Origin of the sequence: Paraburkholderia graminis (assembly GCF_003330785.1) — a bacterium.
Lineage (GTDB): Bacteria > Pseudomonadota > Gammaproteobacteria > Burkholderiales > Burkholderiaceae > Paraburkholderia > Paraburkholderia graminis.
Genome location: NZ_CP024935.1, coordinates 2,424,541 through 2,443,759, shown reverse-complemented (window position 1 = coordinate 2,443,759; position 19,219 = coordinate 2,424,541). Strand labels below are relative to the sequence as shown.

Annotated in this window: 15 protein-coding genes; 9 read left to right on the top strand and 6 right to left on the bottom strand. The window is 62.5% G+C overall.

Annotated features, from left to right (window positions below):
• Positions 1-250 precede the first annotated feature (250 nt).
• Positions 251-2,479: an NADP-dependent isocitrate dehydrogenase gene (locus CUJ91_RS29035; RefSeq protein ID WP_114157766.1), complete on the top strand. Its 2,229-nt coding sequence runs from the start codon at positions 251-253 to the stop codon at positions 2,477-2,479.
• 164 nt (positions 2,480-2,643) lie between these two features.
• Here the strand turns inward: CUJ91_RS29035 and CUJ91_RS29030 are convergent, their stop codons facing one another.
• From CUJ91_RS29030 to CUJ91_RS29020, 3 genes are all read right to left on the bottom strand, one after another.
• Entirely contained in the window at positions 2,644-2,871 is a 228-nt protein-coding gene (locus tag CUJ91_RS29030; RefSeq protein WP_006047206.1) for a hypothetical protein, read from the bottom strand.
• Between the two features lie 381 nt (positions 2,872-3,252).
• Entirely contained in the window at positions 3,253-4,071 is an 819-nt protein-coding gene (locus CUJ91_RS29025; RefSeq protein WP_114157765.1) for an alpha/beta fold hydrolase, read from the bottom strand.
• A gap of 111 nt (positions 4,072-4,182) precedes the next feature.
• Positions 4,183-5,079 carry a LysR family transcriptional regulator gene (locus CUJ91_RS29020; RefSeq protein ID WP_114157764.1) on the bottom strand — a complete coding sequence of 299 codons (897 nt, stop codon included), beginning with the start codon at positions 5,077-5,079 and terminating at the stop codon, positions 4,183-4,185.
• Between the two features lie 99 nt (positions 5,080-5,178).
• Here CUJ91_RS29020 and CUJ91_RS29015 point away from each other — a divergent pair, with 99 nt between their 5' ends.
• From CUJ91_RS29015 to CUJ91_RS29005, 3 genes are read left to right on the top strand one after another with little or no spacing between them, the layout of a single operon-like run.
• Positions 5,179-6,483, top strand: a complete 1,305-nt coding sequence (locus tag CUJ91_RS29015; RefSeq protein WP_029966992.1) for a CitMHS family transporter — start codon at positions 5,179-5,181, stop codon at positions 6,481-6,483.
• Between the two features lie 26 nt (positions 6,484-6,509).
• Entirely contained in the window at positions 6,510-7,868 is a 1,359-nt protein-coding gene (locus CUJ91_RS29010; RefSeq protein WP_114158094.1) for an acyclic terpene utilization AtuA family protein, read from the top strand.
• Between the two features lies 1 nt (position 7,869).
• Positions 7,870-8,187, top strand: a complete 318-nt coding sequence (locus CUJ91_RS29005) for an AtuA-related protein (RefSeq protein WP_006047200.1) — start codon at positions 7,870-7,872, stop codon at positions 8,185-8,187.
• Positions 8,188-8,259: 72 nt separating this feature from the next.
• Here CUJ91_RS29005 and CUJ91_RS29000 read toward each other — a convergent pair whose 3' ends face one another.
• Positions 8,260-8,979: a FadR/GntR family transcriptional regulator gene (locus tag CUJ91_RS29000; protein WP_006047199.1), complete on the bottom strand. Its 720-nt coding sequence runs from the start codon at positions 8,977-8,979 to the stop codon at positions 8,260-8,262.
• A 419-nt stretch (positions 8,980-9,398) separates the two neighbouring features.
• Here CUJ91_RS29000 and CUJ91_RS28995 point away from each other — a divergent pair, with 419 nt between their 5' ends.
• The 3 genes from CUJ91_RS28995 to kdgD all read left to right on the top strand — a co-directional run bounded on the left by CUJ91_RS28995 (position 9,399) and on the right by kdgD (position 13,132).
• On the top strand, positions 9,399-10,730 hold the full coding sequence (locus CUJ91_RS28995) for an MFS transporter (protein WP_114157763.1): 1,332 nt from the start codon (positions 9,399-9,401) through the stop codon (positions 10,728-10,730).
• Between the two features lie 45 nt (positions 10,731-10,775).
• Positions 10,776-12,125, top strand: coding sequence for a glucarate dehydratase (gudD, locus tag CUJ91_RS28990; RefSeq protein ID WP_114157762.1), 1,350 nt, complete (start codon positions 10,776-10,778; stop codon positions 12,123-12,125).
• 89 nt (positions 12,126-12,214) lie between these two features.
• Positions 12,215-13,132, top strand: a complete 918-nt coding sequence (gene kdgD, locus CUJ91_RS28985) for a 5-dehydro-4-deoxyglucarate dehydratase (protein WP_006047196.1) — start codon at positions 12,215-12,217, stop codon at positions 13,130-13,132.
• 63 nt (positions 13,133-13,195) lie between these two features.
• On the opposite strand, the gene CUJ91_RS28980 is transcribed toward kdgD, so the two are convergent.
• Together CUJ91_RS28980 and CUJ91_RS28975 are read right to left on the bottom strand one after the other, a co-directional pair.
• Positions 13,196-14,704, bottom strand: coding sequence for an MFS transporter (locus tag CUJ91_RS28980; RefSeq protein WP_114157761.1), 1,509 nt, complete (start codon positions 14,702-14,704; stop codon positions 13,196-13,198).
• A gap of 261 nt (positions 14,705-14,965) precedes the next feature.
• Positions 14,966-15,553 carry a hypothetical protein gene (locus tag CUJ91_RS28975; protein WP_232292224.1) on the bottom strand — a complete coding sequence of 196 codons (588 nt, stop codon included), beginning with the start codon at positions 15,551-15,553 and terminating at the stop codon, positions 14,966-14,968.
• Positions 15,554-16,010: 457 nt separating this feature from the next.
• Here CUJ91_RS28975 and CUJ91_RS28970 point away from each other — a divergent pair, with 457 nt between their 5' ends.
• Both CUJ91_RS28970 and CUJ91_RS28965 read left to right on the top strand, forming a co-directional pair.
• Positions 16,011-17,648 carry a methyl-accepting chemotaxis protein gene (locus tag CUJ91_RS28970; RefSeq protein WP_114157760.1) on the top strand — a complete coding sequence of 546 codons (1,638 nt, stop codon included), beginning with the start codon at positions 16,011-16,013 and terminating at the stop codon, positions 17,646-17,648.
• A 218-nt stretch (positions 17,649-17,866) separates the two neighbouring features.
• A complete protein-coding gene (locus CUJ91_RS28965; protein ID WP_114157759.1) occupies positions 17,867-19,216 on the top strand; it encodes a saccharopine dehydrogenase C-terminal domain-containing protein in 1,350 nt (449 codons plus the stop codon).
• The last annotated feature ends 3 nt before the right edge of the window (positions 19,217-19,219 follow it).

The window sequence follows — 19,219 nt, the reverse complement described above, 5'->3', positions numbered from 1 at the left end:
ATCTATAAGACATATGTCTTTCGGCCTAGGGCAAATCGTTGAAACCCTTATCTGGCGGGCATCCGGCTAGTTTGACCCGCTTCTTCGGCCTGTTTGTTTAGCAGCGGACGGACGAAAACACGCATATACTCACGGTCGGGCCGTAAAAAGTAGTGCCGCGGGTCGCGCTGCGTTTTGCTGCTTCGTCGCAACTCGCTGGCTCAGCGCTTCCCACGCTCTGTCTCTCACTTCACCTAGCAAAGCATCAAACATGTCCACACCGCCGAAGATCATCTACACCCTCACCGACGAAGCGCCTGCTCTGGCGACTTATTCGCTGCTGCCGATCGTCAAGGCGTTCACGCGCTCGTCCGACGTGATCGTTGAAACGCGCGATATTTCGCTTGCTGGCCGGATCATCGCTGCATTTCCGGACTACCTGACCGCGGAACAAAAGGGTTCCGACGATCTGGCGGAGCTGGGTGGACTTACCACGCGTCCTGAAGCGAACATCGTCAAGCTGCCGAACATCAGCGCTTCGGTGCCGCAACTGAAGGCCGCGATCACCGAATTGCGCGACCAGGGCTACAAGCTGCCGCCGTATCCGGACGTCGCCACGACGGACACTGAAAAAGACGTCAAGGCGCGCTACGACAAGATCAAGGGCAGCGCGGTGAACCCGGTGCTGCGCGAGGGCAACTCGGACCGCCGCGCGCCGCTGTCGGTCAAGAACTACGCACGCAAGCATCCGCACAAGATGGGCGTGTGGTCCGCGGACTCCAAGTCGCATGTGGCGCACATGAGCGGCGGCGACTTCTACGGCAGCGAAAAGTCGGCGCTGATCGCAGCGGCCGGCACGGTGAAGATCGAACTGACGGCCGCCGACGGCACGAAGACGGTCCTGAAGGAAAAGACGCCGGTGCAGGCGGGCGAGATCATCGACGCTTCGGTGCTCAGCAAGAACGCGCTGCGCAGCTTCATCGAGTCGGAAATCAACGACGCCAAGGCGAAGGGCGTGCTGTTCTCCGTCCACCTGAAGGCCACCATGATGAAGGTGTCCGATCCGATCATCTTCGGCCAGGTCGTGTCGGTGTTCTACAAAGACGTGCTGGCCAAGCATGCCGACGCGCTGGCGCAAGCCGGCTTCAACCCGAACAACGGTATCGGCGACCTGTACGCGCGCCTGAAGGATTTGCCGGCTGAAACCGCCGCGCAGATCGAAGCCGACATCAAGGCTCAGTACGAACAGCGTCCGCAACTGGCCATGGTCAATTCGGACAAGGGCATCACGAGCCTGCACGTGCCGAGCGACGTGATCGTCGACGCATCCATGCCCGCCATGATTCGCGAGTCGGGCAAGATGTGGGGCGCCGACGGCGCGCTGCACGACGCCAAGGCGGTGATTCCGGACCGCTGCTATGCGGGCGTGTATCAGGCAGTGATCGAAGACTGCAAGAAGAACGGCGCATTCGATCCGGTCACGATGGGCACAGTGCCGAACGTCGGCCTGATGGCGCAAGCCGCCGAAGAATACGGCTCGCACGACAAGACGTTCCAGATTCCGGCTAATGGCGTGGTCCGCGTGACCGACGCCAGCGGCGCGGTGCTGATCGAGCAGGCGGTGGAAGCCGGCGACATCTGGCGTATGTGCCAGACCAAGGACGCCCCGGTGCAGGACTGGGTCAAGCTCGCCGTGAACCGCGCGCGCGCTACCAGCACGCCGGCTGTGTTCTGGCTCGACGCGGCTCGTGCTCACGACGCGCAGATCATCAAGAAGGTCGAGCAGTATCTGAAGGACCACGACACGAACGGTCTCGACATTCGCATCATGACGCCGGTCGACGCAACGAAGTTCTCGCTCGAACGCATCCGCGCGGGCAAGGACACTATCTCGGTCACCGGCAACGTGCTGCGCGACTACCTGACCGACCTGTTCCCGATCATGGAACTGGGCACGAGCGCGAAGATGCTGTCCATCGTCCCGCTGATGGCTGGCGGCGGCATGTTCGAAACGGGCGCGGGCGGTTCGGCGCCGAAGCACGTTCAGCAACTGGTCGAAGAAGGCTTCCTGCGTTGGGACTCGCTGGGTGAATTCCTGGCGCTGGCCGCGTCGCTCGAACATCTGAGCAACGCGTATCACAATCCGAAGGCGCAGGTTCTGGCCAAGACGCTGGATCAGGCAACCGGCAAGTTCCTCGATAACGACAAGTCGCCGGCGCGCAAGGTTGGCGGTCTCGACAATCGCGGCAGCCACTTCTACCTCGCGATGTACTGGGCCGAAGCATTGGCCGCGCAAACCGAAGACGCCGCGTTGCAGGCTCAGTTCGCCGGCGTGGCGAAGGCAATGGCCGACAACGAAGCGAAGATTCTCGACGAACTGCGCGCAGCGCAAGGCAAGCCGGTAGACATTGGCGGTTACTACCGTCCGAACGTTGAACTGACGAGCAAGGCCATGCGCCCGAGCGCGACGCTGAACCAGATCGTCGACTCGATCGCGTGATGTGTTGGGCGATATGCTGACGGGCGTGCGGAATGACGCGCGCGCCAAAGCACGGGTGCACGCACCTACGCACGCCCAAAAGTAAGCGGTAAGCAAGACGATGGCGCTCTCGAGCGCCATCGTCGTTTCTGGCTCCATCAAGCGGACGCGCGTCATGCGGTCCCTCAAACGTGAACGATTTCCCAGTCGCTCAGTTTCTCGGGAATTTCCAGCGTCGACGTATCGACTTCCGACAGATGCGGGCAGGTCAAGCCGCGCGCGAGATCGTCGGCCGCCTGTTGCGGGCTCGAGAACTCGCCGAGCTTGTCGTTGCCGTAGGTTGCTTCCCAACCGTCGTGGCCGGGCAGAATATAGAACGCTCCCTGAGCCGATCCAAAGCGAAAGCCTTTCATTTTTCGTCTCCCAATTGCCAATAAAAAACCGTGGTGCGTTGGCGGCGTCATGGGTGGGAGTGCGAGGGGTCGTCAGATTGCGTTTCGTCCCATCCAACTCACTGCACCGCATGAACCGCGTGCTCTTGTAAAAGAGTCTACGTCAGCAGTCGGGGCCGCAAGCCGGAGTTAGATGGTTGGTTCGAAGGAAAAATGTAGCGTAAAAACAGTCACTTACGCGCTTTGTTTCGCGATGTGCAACGCGGGGCGGCATTGCGAAATGGCGGATTTGTGCCACGCACCACGGTTTTTTACGAAGCAAGGGCGCGTGTCACATCGTGAAATTTGGGGCCTGCGCGATGCGGACAGGTATGTGCCGTGAAGGCGGCCTTCGCGAAAACTTCACGAACGCACGCGCGCAACGAACCCGAGCATCACTTCATTAAACAGCACAGGCCGTTGCAGCGGCGCGAAGTGACTCACGCCTGGCAGCACGCGCAATTGCGCGCCGGGAATGCTGCGCGCGAGATATTCGGCGTGCTCCGGCTTGATGAACTCGTCGTGTTCGCTCTGCACGATAAGCACCGGCACGCGGATACGAGCGAGATCAGGCGCGGCGTAGTTCGGCTCGGTCCTCATCATTTCGCTGACGGCCGCGACGAACGCATCGAAGTTGTCGGGCGTAGCGGATAGCCGCGCATAGTCCTGGCGATGACGGCTAAAACACCGATCGATCACCGGCGTCGCCACAAATTCCTTCGTGCCGCTCGGGTCCATATTGCAGCCGAAGAAGAACACGCCCGCGACGCGCTCGGGCGCCGCCATGCCCAGCACCATCGCCACGCAAGCGCCGTCGCTCCAGCCGACGATTGCCGCTCGCTCGACCGACAGCGCGTCCATGACCGCGAGCACGTCGGAAGCCATCAGCTCATATTTGTATGGCCGCGCATCGCGCGTGCTGCGTCCGTGACCGCGGCTGTCGATCACGATCACACGGTGGCCTGCATCGAGCAGGGCCGGCACCTGATAACCCCAGTTGCCGCTATGGCCCAGGCCGCCGTGCAGCAGAATCACCGGCGCGCCTTTGCCATGAGCCGCATACCAGATGCGCGCGCCCTCGTGCTCGATCCAGCCCGAGTCGTTCGATGCCGGCAGCGGCGGCGCGCCGTGCGCCTCGAAATGTTCGAGAGCGTCGTCGTGTGGGTCGGCGGAAGAGGTCATCGCGGCTGTCTCCGGTTTTTTGCACTGGGTTGGCGGCTGGATACGCCAGCGTGCCAGCATCGCGGCACGCAAAGCAACAAGCCTACGAGATTTAGCTGGCCGGACCGCGCTTCACACTGCGTCAAGCTTCGCAATCAGCATCGCAACGAAGGCTTCCGTCACAGGCGGCAACGTTCGGCCACGCTTCTTGATGAGCGCAATGGGCCGCGTGAACGCGGGATCGTCGACGGGACGCGCCACCAGCTCCGGCTCGGCTCGCACTTCACGCGCCGACGCCGGCAGTATCGTCACGCCGAGCCCCGCGCGAACCATCGCGACCGCGCTCATCATGTAAGTCGGCTCGCAGGCAATCTCCGGCACGCAACGCGCATTGGCAAACGCGCTATCGACAACCGCGCGCACGCTCGTGCCTTGCGCGGTCAGCACGAGCGGCGTCGCGGCAAGGTCGGCGAGCGTGATCTTGCGCCGCTGTTTAGCGAGCGCGTGCCGCTTCGGGCAAACAACCACGAGCCTGTCGATGCCCGCATGCAGCACTTCGAGATTCGCGTCGTCGAGTTCGCCGCCCGTCAGCCCAATGTCAGCCTCCTCATTGCGCACCAGCGTATTGACCATGCTCGCGACGACATCGCGCACCTGAAACCTCACACGCGGCACCGCTTCCTTCAGCGCCTGCACCAGCTCGGGCAGCGAGCTCGCCGCGAACGTCGGCAGACACGCGATACGCACGGTGCCGCTTGCGCCGTCGCCGAGCGCCCGCGCGTCGATCAGCACATGCTCCATGTCGTGCAGCGACTTCTGCAGAAGCGGCAGCACGTCCCGGCCGGTCGGCGTCAGCGCCACCTTGCGGCTGTTGCGGTCGAAAAGCCGCAAGCCCAGCGTTTCCTCGAGCCGCCGGATTTGTACGGTCAGCGCCGGCTGCGAAAGATGCAGGCGCGTGGCCGCCTGCGTGAAGCTGCCCGTTTGCGCGACGGCGATAAAAGCGCGAATGTCCCGGAGGTTCAGATCCATATCAACCCGTAATTGCTGCGATCAATTCATTTCAATTGATTTATCGCTGCATGGAAATTACGCTGGATCGCAGTAAAAAACAACATCGGAGACAAGCACATGCTGCCATTCCTGGGGCTGGCCACCATCGTCGTGCTGCTCGGCGCCATTCTGTCGAAACGCATGTCGCCGCTGGTGGCGCTCATCATCGTGCCGATCGCCGCGTCGCTGATCGGCGGATTCGGTTTTCAAACGAGCAAGTTCGTGATCGACGGACTGAAGGGCCTTGCGCCCGTCGTCGGCATGTTCGTGTTCGCGATTCTCTATTTCGGCACCATCACCGACGCGGGCACGCTCGACCCGATCATCGACCGCATTCTGCGCGCGGTCGGCACGCGGCCGACGCGCATTGTGATGGGCACGACGCTGCTCGCGCTGCTGATTCATCTCGACGGCTCCGGCGCGGTCTGTTTTCTCGTCACCATTCCGGCGATGCTGCCGCTTTACGATCGTCTGAAGATGGACCGGCGCGTGCTGGCCGCGGCGGTGTCGATGGCCGCGGGCATCAACTTTCTGCCGTGGACCGGCCCGATGATCCGCGCGTCCGCTTCATTGCATCTGCCCATCTCATCGCTGTTCAATCCGCTGATTCCGGTGCAGGCGATCGGCCTCGTGTTCGTATTCGGCGTCGCATTCTGGCTCGGACGCCGCGAGGAAAAGCGGCTCGGTCTTACCGCCGCAAGCGGTTCCGTGCCGATGCCAAAGCGCGAATTGACAGCCGACGAGCAGGCCTTGCGTCGTCCGAAAAACTTCTGGTTCAACATCGTGCTGACGCTCGTCGTATTGGGCACGATGGTCGTGATGGGCGAAAAAATTCCGCCCGCGATCATGTTCATGGTCGGCCTGTGCGTCGCGTTGATGGTCAACTACCCGAACGTCGACATGCAGCGCAAACGGATCGACGCGCACGCGCGCGCCGCGTTGATGATGGCCGGCATTCTGCTCGCCGCCGGTGTCTTCACCGGCGTCATGCAGGGCAGCGGCATGTTGAAGGCAATGGCGCAAGCCGCGGTCGGCTTTGTCCCGCCCGCGATGGCAAGCCACATCCCGGTCGCGCTCGGCATTCTGTCGATGCCGCTTAGCATGCTGTTCGATCCCGACTCGTTTTACTTCGGGGTCCTGCCGGTCATCGCCGAAGTGGCGGGGCAGCTTGGCGTGCCCGCCGTGCAGGTCGGCCAGGCCGCGCTGCTCGGACAGATGACAACCGGCTTCCCGGTGAGCCCGTTGACGCCCGCGACGTTTCTGGTCGTCGGCTTGTGCGGCATCGATCTCGCCGACCATCAGCGATTCACGTTCCCCTTGTTGTTCGGCGCGAGCATCGTGATGACGATTGCGTGCGTCGCGTTGGGGATATTCTCATTGTGAGCTTGACGCAAACAGGTGTGAGCAGCATGACAGTCACTCAGCATGAACGTGTTGTCCGGATCGGCGCGGGCGCCGGCTATTCGGGCGATCGCACCGAGCCCGCAGTCGAACTCGCGGAGCATGGCGCGCTCGATTACCTCGTGTTCGAATGTCTCGCCGAACGGACCATCGCTATCGCGCAACAGGCGCGCAGCAAAAATCCCGAGCTCGGCTACGACCCGTTGCTCGAAACGCGCATGAACGCGGTGTTGCCCGCGGCGTCGCGCAATGGCGTGCGCATCGTCTCGAACATGGGCGCGGCCAATCCGCTCGCGGCGGCGCGCAAGACGGCCGAAATCGCGCGCTCGCTCGGCCTCGGCGGCATCCGTATTGCAGCGATCACGGGCGACGATGTGCTCGACGCCGTGCGCAGCGGCGACTACCGCTTCGAGGAATCCGGCGAGCGCGTCGCGGACTACGACACGCGGCTTGTCTCGGCGAACGCCTATCTCGGCGCTGGCGCGATCGTCGACGCGCTGTCGGCCGGCGCGCAGATCGTTCTGACCGGACGCGTGGCCGATCCATCGCTATTCGTCGCGCCGCTGATCCACGAATTCGGCTGGCGCATGGACGACTGGCCGACGCTCGGGCAGGCGACGGTGATCGGCCATCTGCTCGAATGCGCGGGCCAGATCACCGGCGGCTACTTCGCTGACCCAGGTTTCAAGGACGTGCCCGCGCTCGCGAGACTCGGCTTTCCCATCGCCGAAGTCGGGCCGGACGGCGCGGTGGTCATCACGAAGCTCGCGCAAGCGGGCGGACGCGTGACCGAGGCGACTTGCAAGGAGCAGTTGCTATACGAGATTCACGACCCGCGGCGCTATTTGCAACCGGACGTGGTCGCGGACTTTTCGGCCGTGCATATCGAACAGGAAGGCCCAGACCGCGTGCGCGTGAGCGGCGGCAACGGCGCGCCGCGCACCGATACGTTGAAAGTGTCGGTGGCTTATTTCGACGGTTTCATCGGCGAGGGGCAGATTTCGTATGCGGGTCCGGGTGCGCTCGCGCGTGCTCGCCTCGCGCTCGACATCGTGCGCGAGCGGCTTGCGTTGACCGGCGTGCAGACGCATGAATTGCGCTTCGATCTGATCGGTGTGAATGCGTTGCACGGTGAAACGCTCGCGGCTGGTTCCGGCGAGCCGTACGAAGTGCGGGCGCGCGTGACCGGACGCACTGCATCGCTCGCGCAGGCCGTGCGAATCGGCAATGAAGTCGAGACGCTGTACACGAATGGTCCGGCCGGCGGCGGCGGCGTGACGAAGTCGGCGCGCGAAGTGGTTGCGGTTCAGTCGGTGCTGTTGCCGCGCGAGCAGGTGAAGCCGACGTTCACCATGGTGGAGGCGTGAGATGAAACTACGTGAGCTTGCTCATTCCCGAACCGGCGACAAGGGCAACACGCTGAACATTTCGGTCATCTGTTACGACGCGCGGCACTACGAGCATTTGCGCGCCGTGCTGACGCCGGAGCGCGTGAAAGCGCATCTCGGCGACGTCGTGCGTGGCAATGTGATGCGCTATGAACTGCCCGCCATTGCCGCATTCAATTTTGTGCTCGGCGATGCGCTCGGCGGCGGAGTGACGCGTTCGCTGGCGCTCGACGCGCACGGCAAATCGCTGAGTTCCGCGTTGATGGGGTTGGAGGTGGAGGCGCCGGTTGCGACATGAAACCACGGCAAGTTTGTGCAGCAGCTTGCTGCACAAACTTGCCGTAAGTCGAAACGGTCGGCCCTCGCCGCATCACCGCCCCCTACTCTCCGCCTCACTCGACTCATGCGCGCGGCGCAGCCGTTCGCGGCTGTTGCTCAGATGCATGCGCATGGCGGCGCGCGCGTCGTCGGGGTCCTGACGCTCGATCGCGCGATAAATCAGTTGATGCTCGTTGAGCACGTTGCGCAGGGTTTCGATCTGATCGAGCTTCGCGATCTCCGCTGACCCGAGGCGCGTGCGCGGACTGACTCCGCTTCCTAACTGGCTCAACACGTCGAAAAAATAACGATTGCCGCTTGCGCGCGCAATCTGCAAATGAAACTCGACGTCATGCGCGAGCGTGTCAGTACTGCCGCGCTCGAGTTCCGACTCGAAGCGCAGAAGCGCCGCGCGCATCTGCTTCAGGCTCTGCTCCGTGCGCCGCGCTGCGGCGAGCGCGGCCGACGCCGCTTCCACATCGATACGGAATTCGATGATCGCCATCACGTCGAGCATGCTCGACAGATCGGCGGCGGGCAGTTCCATGGTTTTCTCGGCGGCGGGCGCGAGCACAAACGTGCCGATGCCGTGGCGCGTTTCGACCACCCGTGCCGCCTGCAGGCGCGAGATCGCTTCGCGGACGACGGAGCGGCTCACGGACAACTGCTTCATCATCGCGACTTCTGTGGGTATGCGGTCGCCGGGTCTCAGGACGCCGCGACGGATTTCATCGGAAAGGGTGGCCACCACTTTCTCAGTCAGGCTGCTCATTTCTGTGTTGTGGCTGGTTGATCATCGGCTGAAAACGCGCGCCTCGCGTGCGCGCGCGACGTCTGGTGACGTCTGGACATTAGCCATCATAGCGTCTGTCGCGAAAATCCATGACGCGTTGGGTGAAGCGCGGGAATTAACCGGGCCAATTCTTGACGGTTGATACGCGACGAGACATCAGACGTCTTATTTTGCCGAGGAGCCATCATTTCCGTTGGGACCAAACCCCAGCCGACGCTGCAACCAAGCGTACTCACGGCGAAACGCAGGGTAAACACCACATTGGAAACCCACTCCGAACGGCTGTAGACTGTCATCAGACAACATATCTCGTGCGGCCTGACTGGGCCTCAGCAGACCTGTCAAACCGCACGCGACGTCAGACCACGGCCGCCCGACGGCCGACACCGGAGACTCCCTTGAACTCTGCTCTCACCACGGCACTCGATCCTCTCGCATCCGCCGTCTTGAAGGTCAAGCGGCACGTGTTGCCGCTTTTCCTGATCATGTTCATCGCGAACTATATCGACCGCGTGAACATCGGCTTCGTCAACGCTCACATGAAGACCGACCTCGGCATCGGCGCGGCGGCGTACGGCCTCGGCAGCGGCCTTTTCTTCATCGGCTATGCGCTGTTCGAAGTGCCGTCGAACGTGTTGATGCAGAAGTACGGCGCGCGCGCGTGGCTCACTCGCATCATGGGCACGTGGGGCGTCGTCGCGGCGTGCATGGCCTTCGTCTCCAACGAAACCTCGTTCTATGTCTTGCGCTTCCTGCTCGGCGTGGCCGAGGCAGGTTTCTTCCCCGGCGTGGTGTTCTATTTCACGCAGTGGCTGCCGCAGAAAGAGCGCGGCAAGGCCGTGGCGATTTTCCTGTCCGGCTCGGCGATCGCGTCGGTGGTGTCCGGTCCGATCACCGGCAGCCTGCTGTCGATTCGCGGACTCGGCCTGCACGGCTGGCAGTGGATGTTCCTGATCGAAGGCGGCTTCTCAATCGCGCTGTGCGCGGTGAGCTGGATCTTCCTGAAGTCGCGCATTCGCGACGCGTCGTGGCTCACGGCCGACGAGCAACGCGTGCTCGAAGGCGCGATCGCCGCTGAACAGGCCGAGCGCGTCGCGCACGGCGGCGCGCATCTGCCGGCCATCAAGCTGTTGAAGGACCCGCAGATCGTTCTGTTCTGCCTGCTGTACTTCGCGATCCAGTTGACGATTTACGCGGCCACGTTCTGGCTGCCGACCATCATCCGCAAGATCGGCGGTCTGTCCGATTTCGAAGTCGGCATGCTCAACGCGATTCCCTGGCTCATCGCGATGGTCGCGATGTACTGCTTCGCGTTGCTCTCGGCGAAGTGGCGTTTCCAGCAGGCGTGGCTGGCCGTCGCGCTCGTGATCGCTGCGTGCGGTCTGTTCGCGTCGACGTCGGGCAATCCGGTTCTGTCGTTCGTCGCAATCTGCTTTTCGGCGATCGGCTTCAAGGCGGCCGCCTCGCTGTTCTGGCCGATTCCGCAAGGCTATCTGGATGCACGCGTCGCCGCCGCGGTGATCGCGTTGATCAATTCCATCGGCAATCTGGGCGGCTTCTTCGCGCCCGCCACCTTCGGCTATTTGCAGCAGCACACCGGTTCGATTACCGGCGGTCTTTATGGCCTCGGCGTGGCGTCGCTGATCGCAGCCGCGGCGGCGTTCCTCGCGCGCAACCGGCGCGGCGACGGCAACGCCCTGCGCGATCCGCTGCAAGGCAACGCACACTGACCGCTCGTCACCGTCAGGCCCATTCACTTACCAGGTCCAGTTGATATGTCCACGAAACCTTCGAATCCAAACGATACGCCCACCGTCACAGAACTTCGCGTCGTGCCCGTTGCGGGCCGCGACAGCATGCTGATGAATCTGAGCGGCGCGCACGGTCCGTTCTTCACGCGCAACGTCGTGATTCTGCGCGACAGCGCCGGTCGTGTCGGCGTGGGTGAAGTGCCGGGCGGCGAGAATATCCGCAAGACGATCGACGATGCGCGTCCGTTCGTCGTCGGCCAGTCGATCGGTAATTTGCAAGCTATCCTGAACAAAGTGCGCACGCAGTTCGCCGACCGCGATGCCGGCGGCCGCGGCTTGCAGACGTTCGATCTGCGCACGACGATTCACGCGGTGACCGCGCTCGAAGCAGCGTTGCTCGATCTGCTCGGTCAGCATCTCGGCGTGCCGGTTGCGGCGCTTCTCGGCGAAGGCCAGCAACGCGACGAAGTGGAAATGCTCGGCTATCTGTTCTATATCGGCGATCGCAAGAAGACCGACTTGCCGTACGCAAGCGGCGCTGAAGGGCGCGACGACTGGGAGCGCCTGCGCACTGAAGAAGCGCTGACGCCGGAAGCGGTGGTGCGCCTCGCCGAAGCCGCGCAAGCGCGCTATGGCTTTAACGACTTTAAGTTGAAAGGCGGCGTGCTGTCGGGCGACGCCGAAATCGAAGCGGTGACCGCCCTCGCCGAACGCTTCCCGAACGCGCGCGTCACGTTGGACCCGAACGGCGCGTGGTCGCTCGCCGAAGCCGTGCGCCTGTGCCGCGACAAACACGACGTGCTCGCGTATGCAGAAGACCCATGCGGCGCGGAGAACGGCTATTCCGGCCGCGAAGTGATGGCCGAATTCCGCCGCGCGACGGGCTTGCCGACGGCGACCAACATGATCGCAACCGACTGGCGCCAGATGGGTCACGCGATCCAGTTGCAGTCCGTCGATATTCCGCTTGCCGATCCGCATTTCTGGACCATGCAAGGCTCGGTGCGCGTCGCGCAGATGTGCAACGACTGGGGCCTCACGTGGGGCTCGCATTCGAACAACCACTTCGACATCTCGCTCGCGATGTTCACGCAGGTCGCGGCCGCCGCGCCCGGCAAGATCACCGCGATCGACACGCACTGGATCTGGCAAGACGGCCAGCGTTTGACGCGCGAGCCGTTGCAGATTGTCGGCGGCAAGGTGAAGGTGCCGCAGAAGCCGGGCCTCGGCGTCGAAGTGGATATGGACGAGCTCGAGAAAGCGCACGCGCTTTATCAGCAGCACGGCCTGGGCGCGCGTGATGACGGCGTTGCGATGCAGTACCTGATTCCTAATTGGACATTCGACAACAAGCGTCCGTGCCTCGTGCGCTGATGCGTGCTTGCGCGCCACGCGAACCACGTGAACTACGCGAACGAGCGGCGCGCTCATTCCACTATTGACGATCTTCACGCAACCCAATCATGACTTCACCGCAAGAACTCAAAGCGATCGTATCCGAAGGCCTGTTGTCTTTTCCGGTCACTGACTTCGACGCGCAAGGCGACTTCCGCGCCGACACGTACGCCGAGCGGCTCGAATGGCTCGCGCCGTATGGCGCGACCGCGCTGTTCGCGGCGGGCGGCACGGGCGAATTCTTTTCGCTCACCAAGACCGACTACACGAACGTGATCCGCACGGCGACCGAGACCTGCAAAGGCAAGGTGCCGATTCTCGCGGGCGCAGGCGGCCCGACGCGCGTGGCGATCGAATATGCGAAGGAAGCGGAACGCCTCGGCGCGAGCGGCGTGCTGCTGATGCCGCACTATCTGACCGAGGCTTCGCAGGAAGGCATTGCCGCGCACGTCGAGCAGGTGTGCAACGCGGTGAAGAACATGGGCGTGATCGTGTACAACCGCGCGAATTCGAAGCTGAACGCGGACATGCTTGAACGGCTCGCGGATCGCTGCCCGAACCTGATCGGCTTCAAGGACGGCGTCGGCGAGATCGAAGCGATGGTGACGATTCGCCGTCGCCTTGGCGACCGTTTCTCGTATCTCGGCGGCCTGCCGACCGCGGAAGTTTATGCCGCTGCGTATAAGGCGCTCGGCGTGCCGGTGTATTCGTCGGCGGTGTTCAACTTCATTCCGAAGACCGCGATGCAGTTCTATCGCGCGATTGCCGCGGACGATCACGCGACCACGTCGCGCCTGATCGATGAATTCTTCCTGCCGTATCTGGCGATTCGCAATCGTCGCGCGGGTTATGCGGTGAGTATCGTGAAGGCGGGCGCGAAACTCGTCGGGCGCGACGCCGGTCCTGTGCGCGCCCCGCTGACCGATCTCACCGAAGAAGAACTCGCGCAGCTCGACGCGCTGATCAGGAAGCTCGGCCCGCAGTAAGGCGGGCCACGTGTTCCGCCAGCTCGAGGCACAAAGCGCGATGCTTATGCTTCGAGCCAACGTTCAACCGCGGCGGAACACGACATGCGAAATCCGCTGCACGAGCAACGCGGCGGCAAGCGCCGCGACGGCAGTCAGCCATACGCCGATGTGAATCGACTGCACGAGCGCATCGCGCGCCGTGTCGATCAATGCGAGCGTGTTGAGCCCCGACGGCTTCATGTCGGCGATCAGCTTCAGGCGCGAAGCGTCGTCGATCAAAATACGCAGATCGACGAAACGCGGCCGCCATTGCGAAGCCGCCGGCTCGCCGAGCACGCTCATCGTGCGCGTGACCACATCGCGATAGTGATGCTGCACGACAGTCGCGACGATGCTCGTGCCCAACATGCCGCCGACCATTCGCGTGGACTGCAACAGCGCAGTCGTGATGCCGAAGCGCTCGCGGCCCGCAATCTCCTGGCCGAACACATTCAGATTGTTGAGGATGAAGCCGAGTCCGACGCCGACCGCGGCCATCGGCAATTCAAGCCATAGATGCGGCGTATCCGCGTTCGCGAACGCAATGCCGATCGACGCGAACAACAGCAGCCCGAAGCCAATGGAAAGAATGCGCGTCGGCTTCTTCATGTGAATAACGATGCGTGTATTGAGCACGCTGCCAAGCGCGATACATGCGGCAATCGGCGTGGCAAGCAGCCCGGCCTGTTGCGGAGAAAGACCGAACCCGCCTTGCAGAAGCAGCGGCGCGAAAAAGATCAGCGAGAACATCACGAAGCCCGACAGCATGCCGAGCGTGAACAGCGTGACGAGCTGCGAGTCCTTGAAGAGATCGAGCGGAATGATGGGATGCGTGGCGCGCTTCTCGCACACGAACAACGCGATCGCGCCGACGACCACGCACACGGCGAGCGTCACGTTGCCCGCGGTCAGACCGTCTTTCGGCACGGCTTCGATAAACGCCTGAAGGCCGCCCAACACAGCCGCCACCAGTCCCGCACCGAGCCAGTCGATCTTGACTTCGCCTTCATGCGGACGCTGAAAGCTCGGCAGATGCGCCCAGATGAAGTACAGCGCCGCGGCGCCCACCGGCAGGTTGATCAGAAACGTGGAGCGCCAGCCGAGATGCTCGCTCATCCAGCCGCCAAGCGACGGCCCGGCGGCGGTGCCGATGCCGTAGGCCGCAGCCATCACCACTTGCCAGCGCACGCGGGCGCGCGGATCGGGGAACAGGTCCGGTATCGACGCGAACGCCGTGCCGACCATCATGCCGCCGCCCACGCCTTGCAAGCCGCGCGCGATCACGAGAAACAGCATGTCGTTCGCGACGCCGCACAGCACCGACGCCACCGTGAACGTGATGACCGCGGCGATCACGAAGCGCTTGCGGCCGAAGTAATCGCCGAGGCGCCCGAACACGGGCACCGTCACGACCGACGCCAGCAGATACGCGCTCGCAATCCACGCGTAGTACTCGAAGCCGTGCAGTTCCGCGACGATCGACGGCAGCGCGGTACTGACGACCGTTTGATCGAGCGCGACCAGCATGTTGACGAGACCGATGCCGAGCATCGCGAAGAGGGCGTTCCGGAAGGGCAGCGCGGCAGCAGCGGCAGTGGTAGTCACGGATCTGGGCAGGAGAACGATTGACGATGGAGCGCGGGACCGCGCGAGATCGAGACAACCGTGAGCCGAGTTGTCTGACCACTTCGTCATTATACGGGTTAGCCCTTAATTGAAACTATTGGTGGTGGGTTTTTGTGCAGAGGAAAGCGTGCGAGCGCATCAAACCAGCAGCGCGCTCGCACGCGGTTCATCGATCAGGCAAAGGCTTTAGTGATTGGCCCACCATTCGGTCGCTTTCTGCTTGTCCCACGCGGGGAGAACTTCGCGCTCGATCGAAGCGTTCGTCAGCGCCGGGAAATCCTTTTTGAATTCCGCCACGTCCTGATCGAACTCGTCGCTGACGCGAATATCCCAGGTGCCGCCGCTAAAGCCGGTTGCTGCCTGATCGATTAGTGGAATAACCGGCCCCGCGCGCAACTCACCGTCCTTGCGTTCGACCACGGTGGCGTCGACGTGGCCAAGGTACACAATCGAATTGGGTTTGATTTCCACGGTTTCGTGAAGCGGCGTAAAGAACATGCCGTGAAATGGGAATATGCCGCTTTGTCCGGTGATGCCGCGCATCACATATTTTCCGGGCGCGAGCGGAATTCGGACGAAATAGTGATTACCGTTGTCGCTCGTCGTGGTCGCCTGATCGTCGAACTTGAAATTGAGGCGGTCGGCGCGGCTATCCGCGGCGCCGCGCTCCATGTGCACGACGATGGGACTCGGCTGATAGCTCGTGTGATAAGCGTTTTTAAGCGTCACCGTCATCAACGCGTAGGAGTTTTTGCTCGTATCGACGGAGCTCATGGCCGTGGTTGGCGACATTGGCGCAACAGTTGCACAACCCGTGGTCAGCAAAGTGCCGGCAATAGCGAAACTGGCGAAGAGTTTTTTCATTTCGAGTAGGGACTATTTTCTAATGTTCTTATCCGGTAAAGAAACTGCCGGATGAGCGAACTGTTGACGTTTCAATATGCGACGCGAATATCGAATAACCGCCGCATGCCATGTAAACGACAGCGCTTGATGGAACTTAAGGGTTTGCTTCATGCGAAAACGTCGAGCGGCTTGCGTCGCGTCCGCAGCAATGCGCGCTTTCAACTGAGGGCGCGCACCGAAAGGGTTTGTCTCTACACATGCCGCCCTTGTCGCTGCCGATAAACAGGTCGAGTGGTCGTGTGATGCGGCATGGCGGCCGGAATCATCGGCGGTTCGTGCAGCCGGTCATCGACCTTCCTGAACCGGACGAAACAGGGACGTGAGCATGCACCGATTGAATTTCAAGCAGAAGCTCTGGTTGCCGCTCGTCGTCAGCCTGCTCGCGCTGCTCGCCGTGTCGGTGTCGGCGGCGTGGTTGTCGCGCGAGACGCGCATCGAAGAGCGCAAGCACGACCTCGTGAACGTGGGCCACGTCGGGCTCAGCATCGTGAAGGAGTACGCGTCGCTCGCGCAAAGCGGGGCGCTGAGCGAGGCCGACGCGCGCAAGCAGGCGCTCGAGCGTCTGCGCAACGTGCGTTACGGCGAAGACGGCTACTTCCTCGTGCTCGATTCGAAGCCGCGCATGATCATGCACGCGATGAAACCCGCGACGAACGGCAAGGACCTTGCAGGCGTCGAGGATGCCGACGGCCGTCATCACTACGTGACCTTCGCCGCGGTGGCGCAGGCGCCGGAGGGCGGCTTCGTCGATTATGTGTTTCCGCATCCAGGCAATCCGCCGTCCGCCGCGGCCGGCAAGATCGGTTACGTCGTGCGTTACGCGCCGTGGGACTGGATCATCGCGACCGGCGCTTATGTCGATGATATCGACGCCGCGTTCATGCAGTCGCTCTATGTGCTTGGCGGCATGTTCGCCTCGGTGGCGCTGCTGCTGTCCGCGCTCGTCGCGTTCACGAATCGCAGCATTCAACGCACGATTGGCGGCGACCCGGCCTACGTCGCGCATGTCGCCGGTGAAATCGCCCAAGGCAATCTCGTCATTCCGATCGACATTCGCACCGGCGACGATTCGAGCCTTTTGCACACCATGCGGCAGATGCGCGACGCGCTTGCGAACACCATCGTGCAGATCAGCGGCGCGGCCGACAAGGTCGCGACGGGCGCGCGCGAGATTGCCGCCGGTAATACGGATCTGTCCGCGCGGACGGAGAGCCAGGCTGCTTCGCTCGAAGAGACCGCGGCCAGCATGGAGCAGATGACCGCGATGGTCCGGCAGACGTCGGAGAACGCGCAGACGGCGAGCGAACTGACGGCGAGCGCCGAGCAGATCGTCACGCATGGCGGACAGATGGCGGCCGAAGCGGTGTCGACGATGCAGGAAATATCGACGGAATCGCACAAGATGGTGGAGATCATCTCGGTGATCGAAGGCATTGCCTTTCAGACCAATATTCTCGCGCTGAACGCAGCCGTCGAAGCGGCTCGCGCGGGCGACGAAGGGCGCGGCTTCGCGGTGGTGGCGGGCGAGGTGCGCACGCTGGCGCAGCGCAGCGCGGCCGCCGCGAAGGAAATTCGCACGCTGATCAGCCGCGCGGTGGGGCGCGTGGAGAACGGCGTCGAACTGGTCGACAAAACCGGCACCACGATTCAGGCGGCGAGCGAGGCGATTGGAAGGCTCTCGGGCGTGATGCGCGACATCGCCGCGGCTGCGTCGGAGCAGAGCGCAGGCATCGATCAGGTCGGCGACGCGGTCTCGCAGATGGACAGCGTGACGCAACAGAACGCCGCGCTCGTCGAGCAGGCCGCCGCGGTCGCGCAGACGTTGACCGAGCAGGCCAGGCTGCTGGAGGCGTCGATTCATACGTTCCAGGTTCAGTCGGATGGGCGAGGGGAGGCGGCGGGTTTGGCGGCGGGGCGTGCGGGGAAAAGCAAGTGGGCGGGTGCGCGACTTCGGGCTTTGTGATTGGGGAAGGTGGTGTTGCGAATTGGGCTAGGGCGATCGGACGAAGCGAGCGCGAGAATGCGCCTTACGGCGCGCTCAGAAATTTCGCCGGTTATGCGCAGTAAATAGCGAACCTTGCACGGGAAACTTCTCGCAGTTGACTTCGTCTGTTCATCCGGCATGACGAGCGATTAAGATGGCTGTCTTCGCTTATATCGGGCCGGCCCACAACTAGAAAAATGGTTCCTACAGAAATCCTGATCGTCGGCTTCGGCTGCATCGGTCAAGCGGTTTTGCCTTTGCTCGAACGCGTGTTTCCGTCAGTACCTATCGTCGTCGTGGACAGGGTGCTGGACGAAGCGCGTCTGTCGATCATACGGCGGCATAAGTTGAAAGCGGTCGAGGCGACGGTTAGCGAGTCGAATTACATTTCGTTGCTTGGGCCGAAGCTTTCGCCTGGCGGATTTATCCTTAATCTCGCGCCGAGCGTAAGCAGTTGCGATCTCATCGAGTTGGCTCAGAACTGCGGCGCCTTTTATCTCGATAGTGGGATCGAACCGTGGGCTTATGAAGAGCACGATTCATCGTTTCTCACTAACCATGCGCTCAGAGTTCGCTTGCTGAAGTTTGCAAAAGGCCGTGAAAACCGTGCTACCGCATTGGTCGCGCATGGCGCAAATCCGGGGTTCGTGTCGGCGCTCGTGAAGGAGGCGTTGCTTCGGCTCGCACGAAGGGCCGATGTGCTCGCCGATATGCCGTTCACACGCGGGCAATGGGCTGGCCTCGCTAGGGCGCTCGACGTTCGCGTCGTTCAGGTGAGCGAATACGACAGCCAGCATGCACGGCCGCCGGAGCCGTTCGAATTCGCCAATACGTGGTCGCCAGAGGGATTTATCACTGAATGCCTGCAAGACGCCGAACTCGGCTGGGGCACGCATGAAACTCGCCTTCCCGCTACGGCGTATCGTCACGCTGATGGCGGCGGTGCGGCCATCGCGCTGAATAGACCCGGACACCGCACATGGGTGCGCTCGTGGTCGCCGACTCACGGGCCGTTCAATGCACGATTGATTACGCACAATGAGTCCATTTCAATCGCCGAATATCTGACGTGCGAGTCTCGCGGTGAGTCTGCTTACAGGCCGACTGTCTATTATGCGTATCGGCCGACCGAGGCGACGAGTCTGTCGATGCAATGGCTCGATGACCGGTCCGCCCGACGCATCACGACGCATCGCGTGATGAAGGACGACATCGAATCCGGCATGGACGAACTCGGCGTGCTGTTGATGAGTCCGCGATACGGCGCGATCTGGTACGGCTCGCAACTCGATATAGACCGCGCACGGACCGTCGCGCCATATAACTCCGCAACGAGCCTGCAGGTGGCGTCGAGCATTGCGGCTGCAATGCAATGGATCTTGCAGAACCCGGTACGCGGTGTCATTGAATCCGACGCGCTCGATCATCAAACCGTGTTGAATGCAGCGGCGCATGCGTGGGCGCCGTTATCGGCACATTTCACGGATTGGTCGCCATGCCGGACCGACAATTCCCTGGTCTTCGACCAATTCATGCTGGAGCAATAAGTC

What these genes read in the sequence shown, in the direction of transcription:
- kdgD (WP_006047196.1), top strand. Translation starts at nt 12,215, where the DNA reads ATGACTTCACCGCAAGAACTCAAAGCGATCGTATCCGAAGGCCTGTTG.
- CUJ91_RS28970 (WP_114157760.1), top strand. Translation starts at nt 16,011, where the DNA reads ATGCACCGATTGAATTTCAAGCAGAAGCTCTGGTTGCCGCTCGTCGTC.
- CUJ91_RS29035 (WP_114157766.1), top strand. Translation starts at nt 251, where the DNA reads ATGTCCACACCGCCGAAGATCATCTACACCCTCACCGACGAAGCGCCT.
- CUJ91_RS29025 (WP_114157765.1), bottom strand. Translation starts at nt 4,071, where the DNA reads ATGACCTCTTCCGCCGACCCACACGACGACGCTCTCGAACATTTCGAG.
- CUJ91_RS29000 (WP_006047199.1), bottom strand. Translation starts at nt 8,979, where the DNA reads ATGAGCAGCCTGACTGAGAAAGTGGTGGCCACCCTTTCCGATGAAATC.
- CUJ91_RS28975 (WP_232292224.1), bottom strand. Translation starts at nt 15,553, where the DNA reads ATGAGCTCCGTCGATACGAGCAAAAACTCCTACGCGTTGATGACGGTG.
- CUJ91_RS29005 (WP_006047200.1), top strand. Translation starts at nt 7,870, where the DNA reads ATGAAACTACGTGAGCTTGCTCATTCCCGAACCGGCGACAAGGGCAAC.
- CUJ91_RS28965 (WP_114157759.1), top strand. Translation starts at nt 17,867, where the DNA reads ATGGTTCCTACAGAAATCCTGATCGTCGGCTTCGGCTGCATCGGTCAA.
- gudD (WP_114157762.1), top strand. Translation starts at nt 10,776, where the DNA reads ATGTCCACGAAACCTTCGAATCCAAACGATACGCCCACCGTCACAGAA.
- CUJ91_RS29010 (WP_114158094.1), top strand. Translation starts at nt 6,510, where the DNA reads ATGACAGTCACTCAGCATGAACGTGTTGTCCGGATCGGCGCGGGCGCC.
- CUJ91_RS29015 (WP_029966992.1), top strand. Translation starts at nt 5,179, where the DNA reads ATGCTGCCATTCCTGGGGCTGGCCACCATCGTCGTGCTGCTCGGCGCC.
- CUJ91_RS28980 (WP_114157761.1), bottom strand. Translation starts at nt 14,704, where the DNA reads ATGCTCGGCATCGGTCTCGTCAACATGCTGGTCGCGCTCGATCAAACG.
- CUJ91_RS29020 (WP_114157764.1), bottom strand. Translation starts at nt 5,079, where the DNA reads ATGGATCTGAACCTCCGGGACATTCGCGCTTTTATCGCCGTCGCGCAA.
- CUJ91_RS29030 (WP_006047206.1), bottom strand. Translation starts at nt 2,871, where the DNA reads ATGAAAGGCTTTCGCTTTGGATCGGCTCAGGGAGCGTTCTATATTCTG.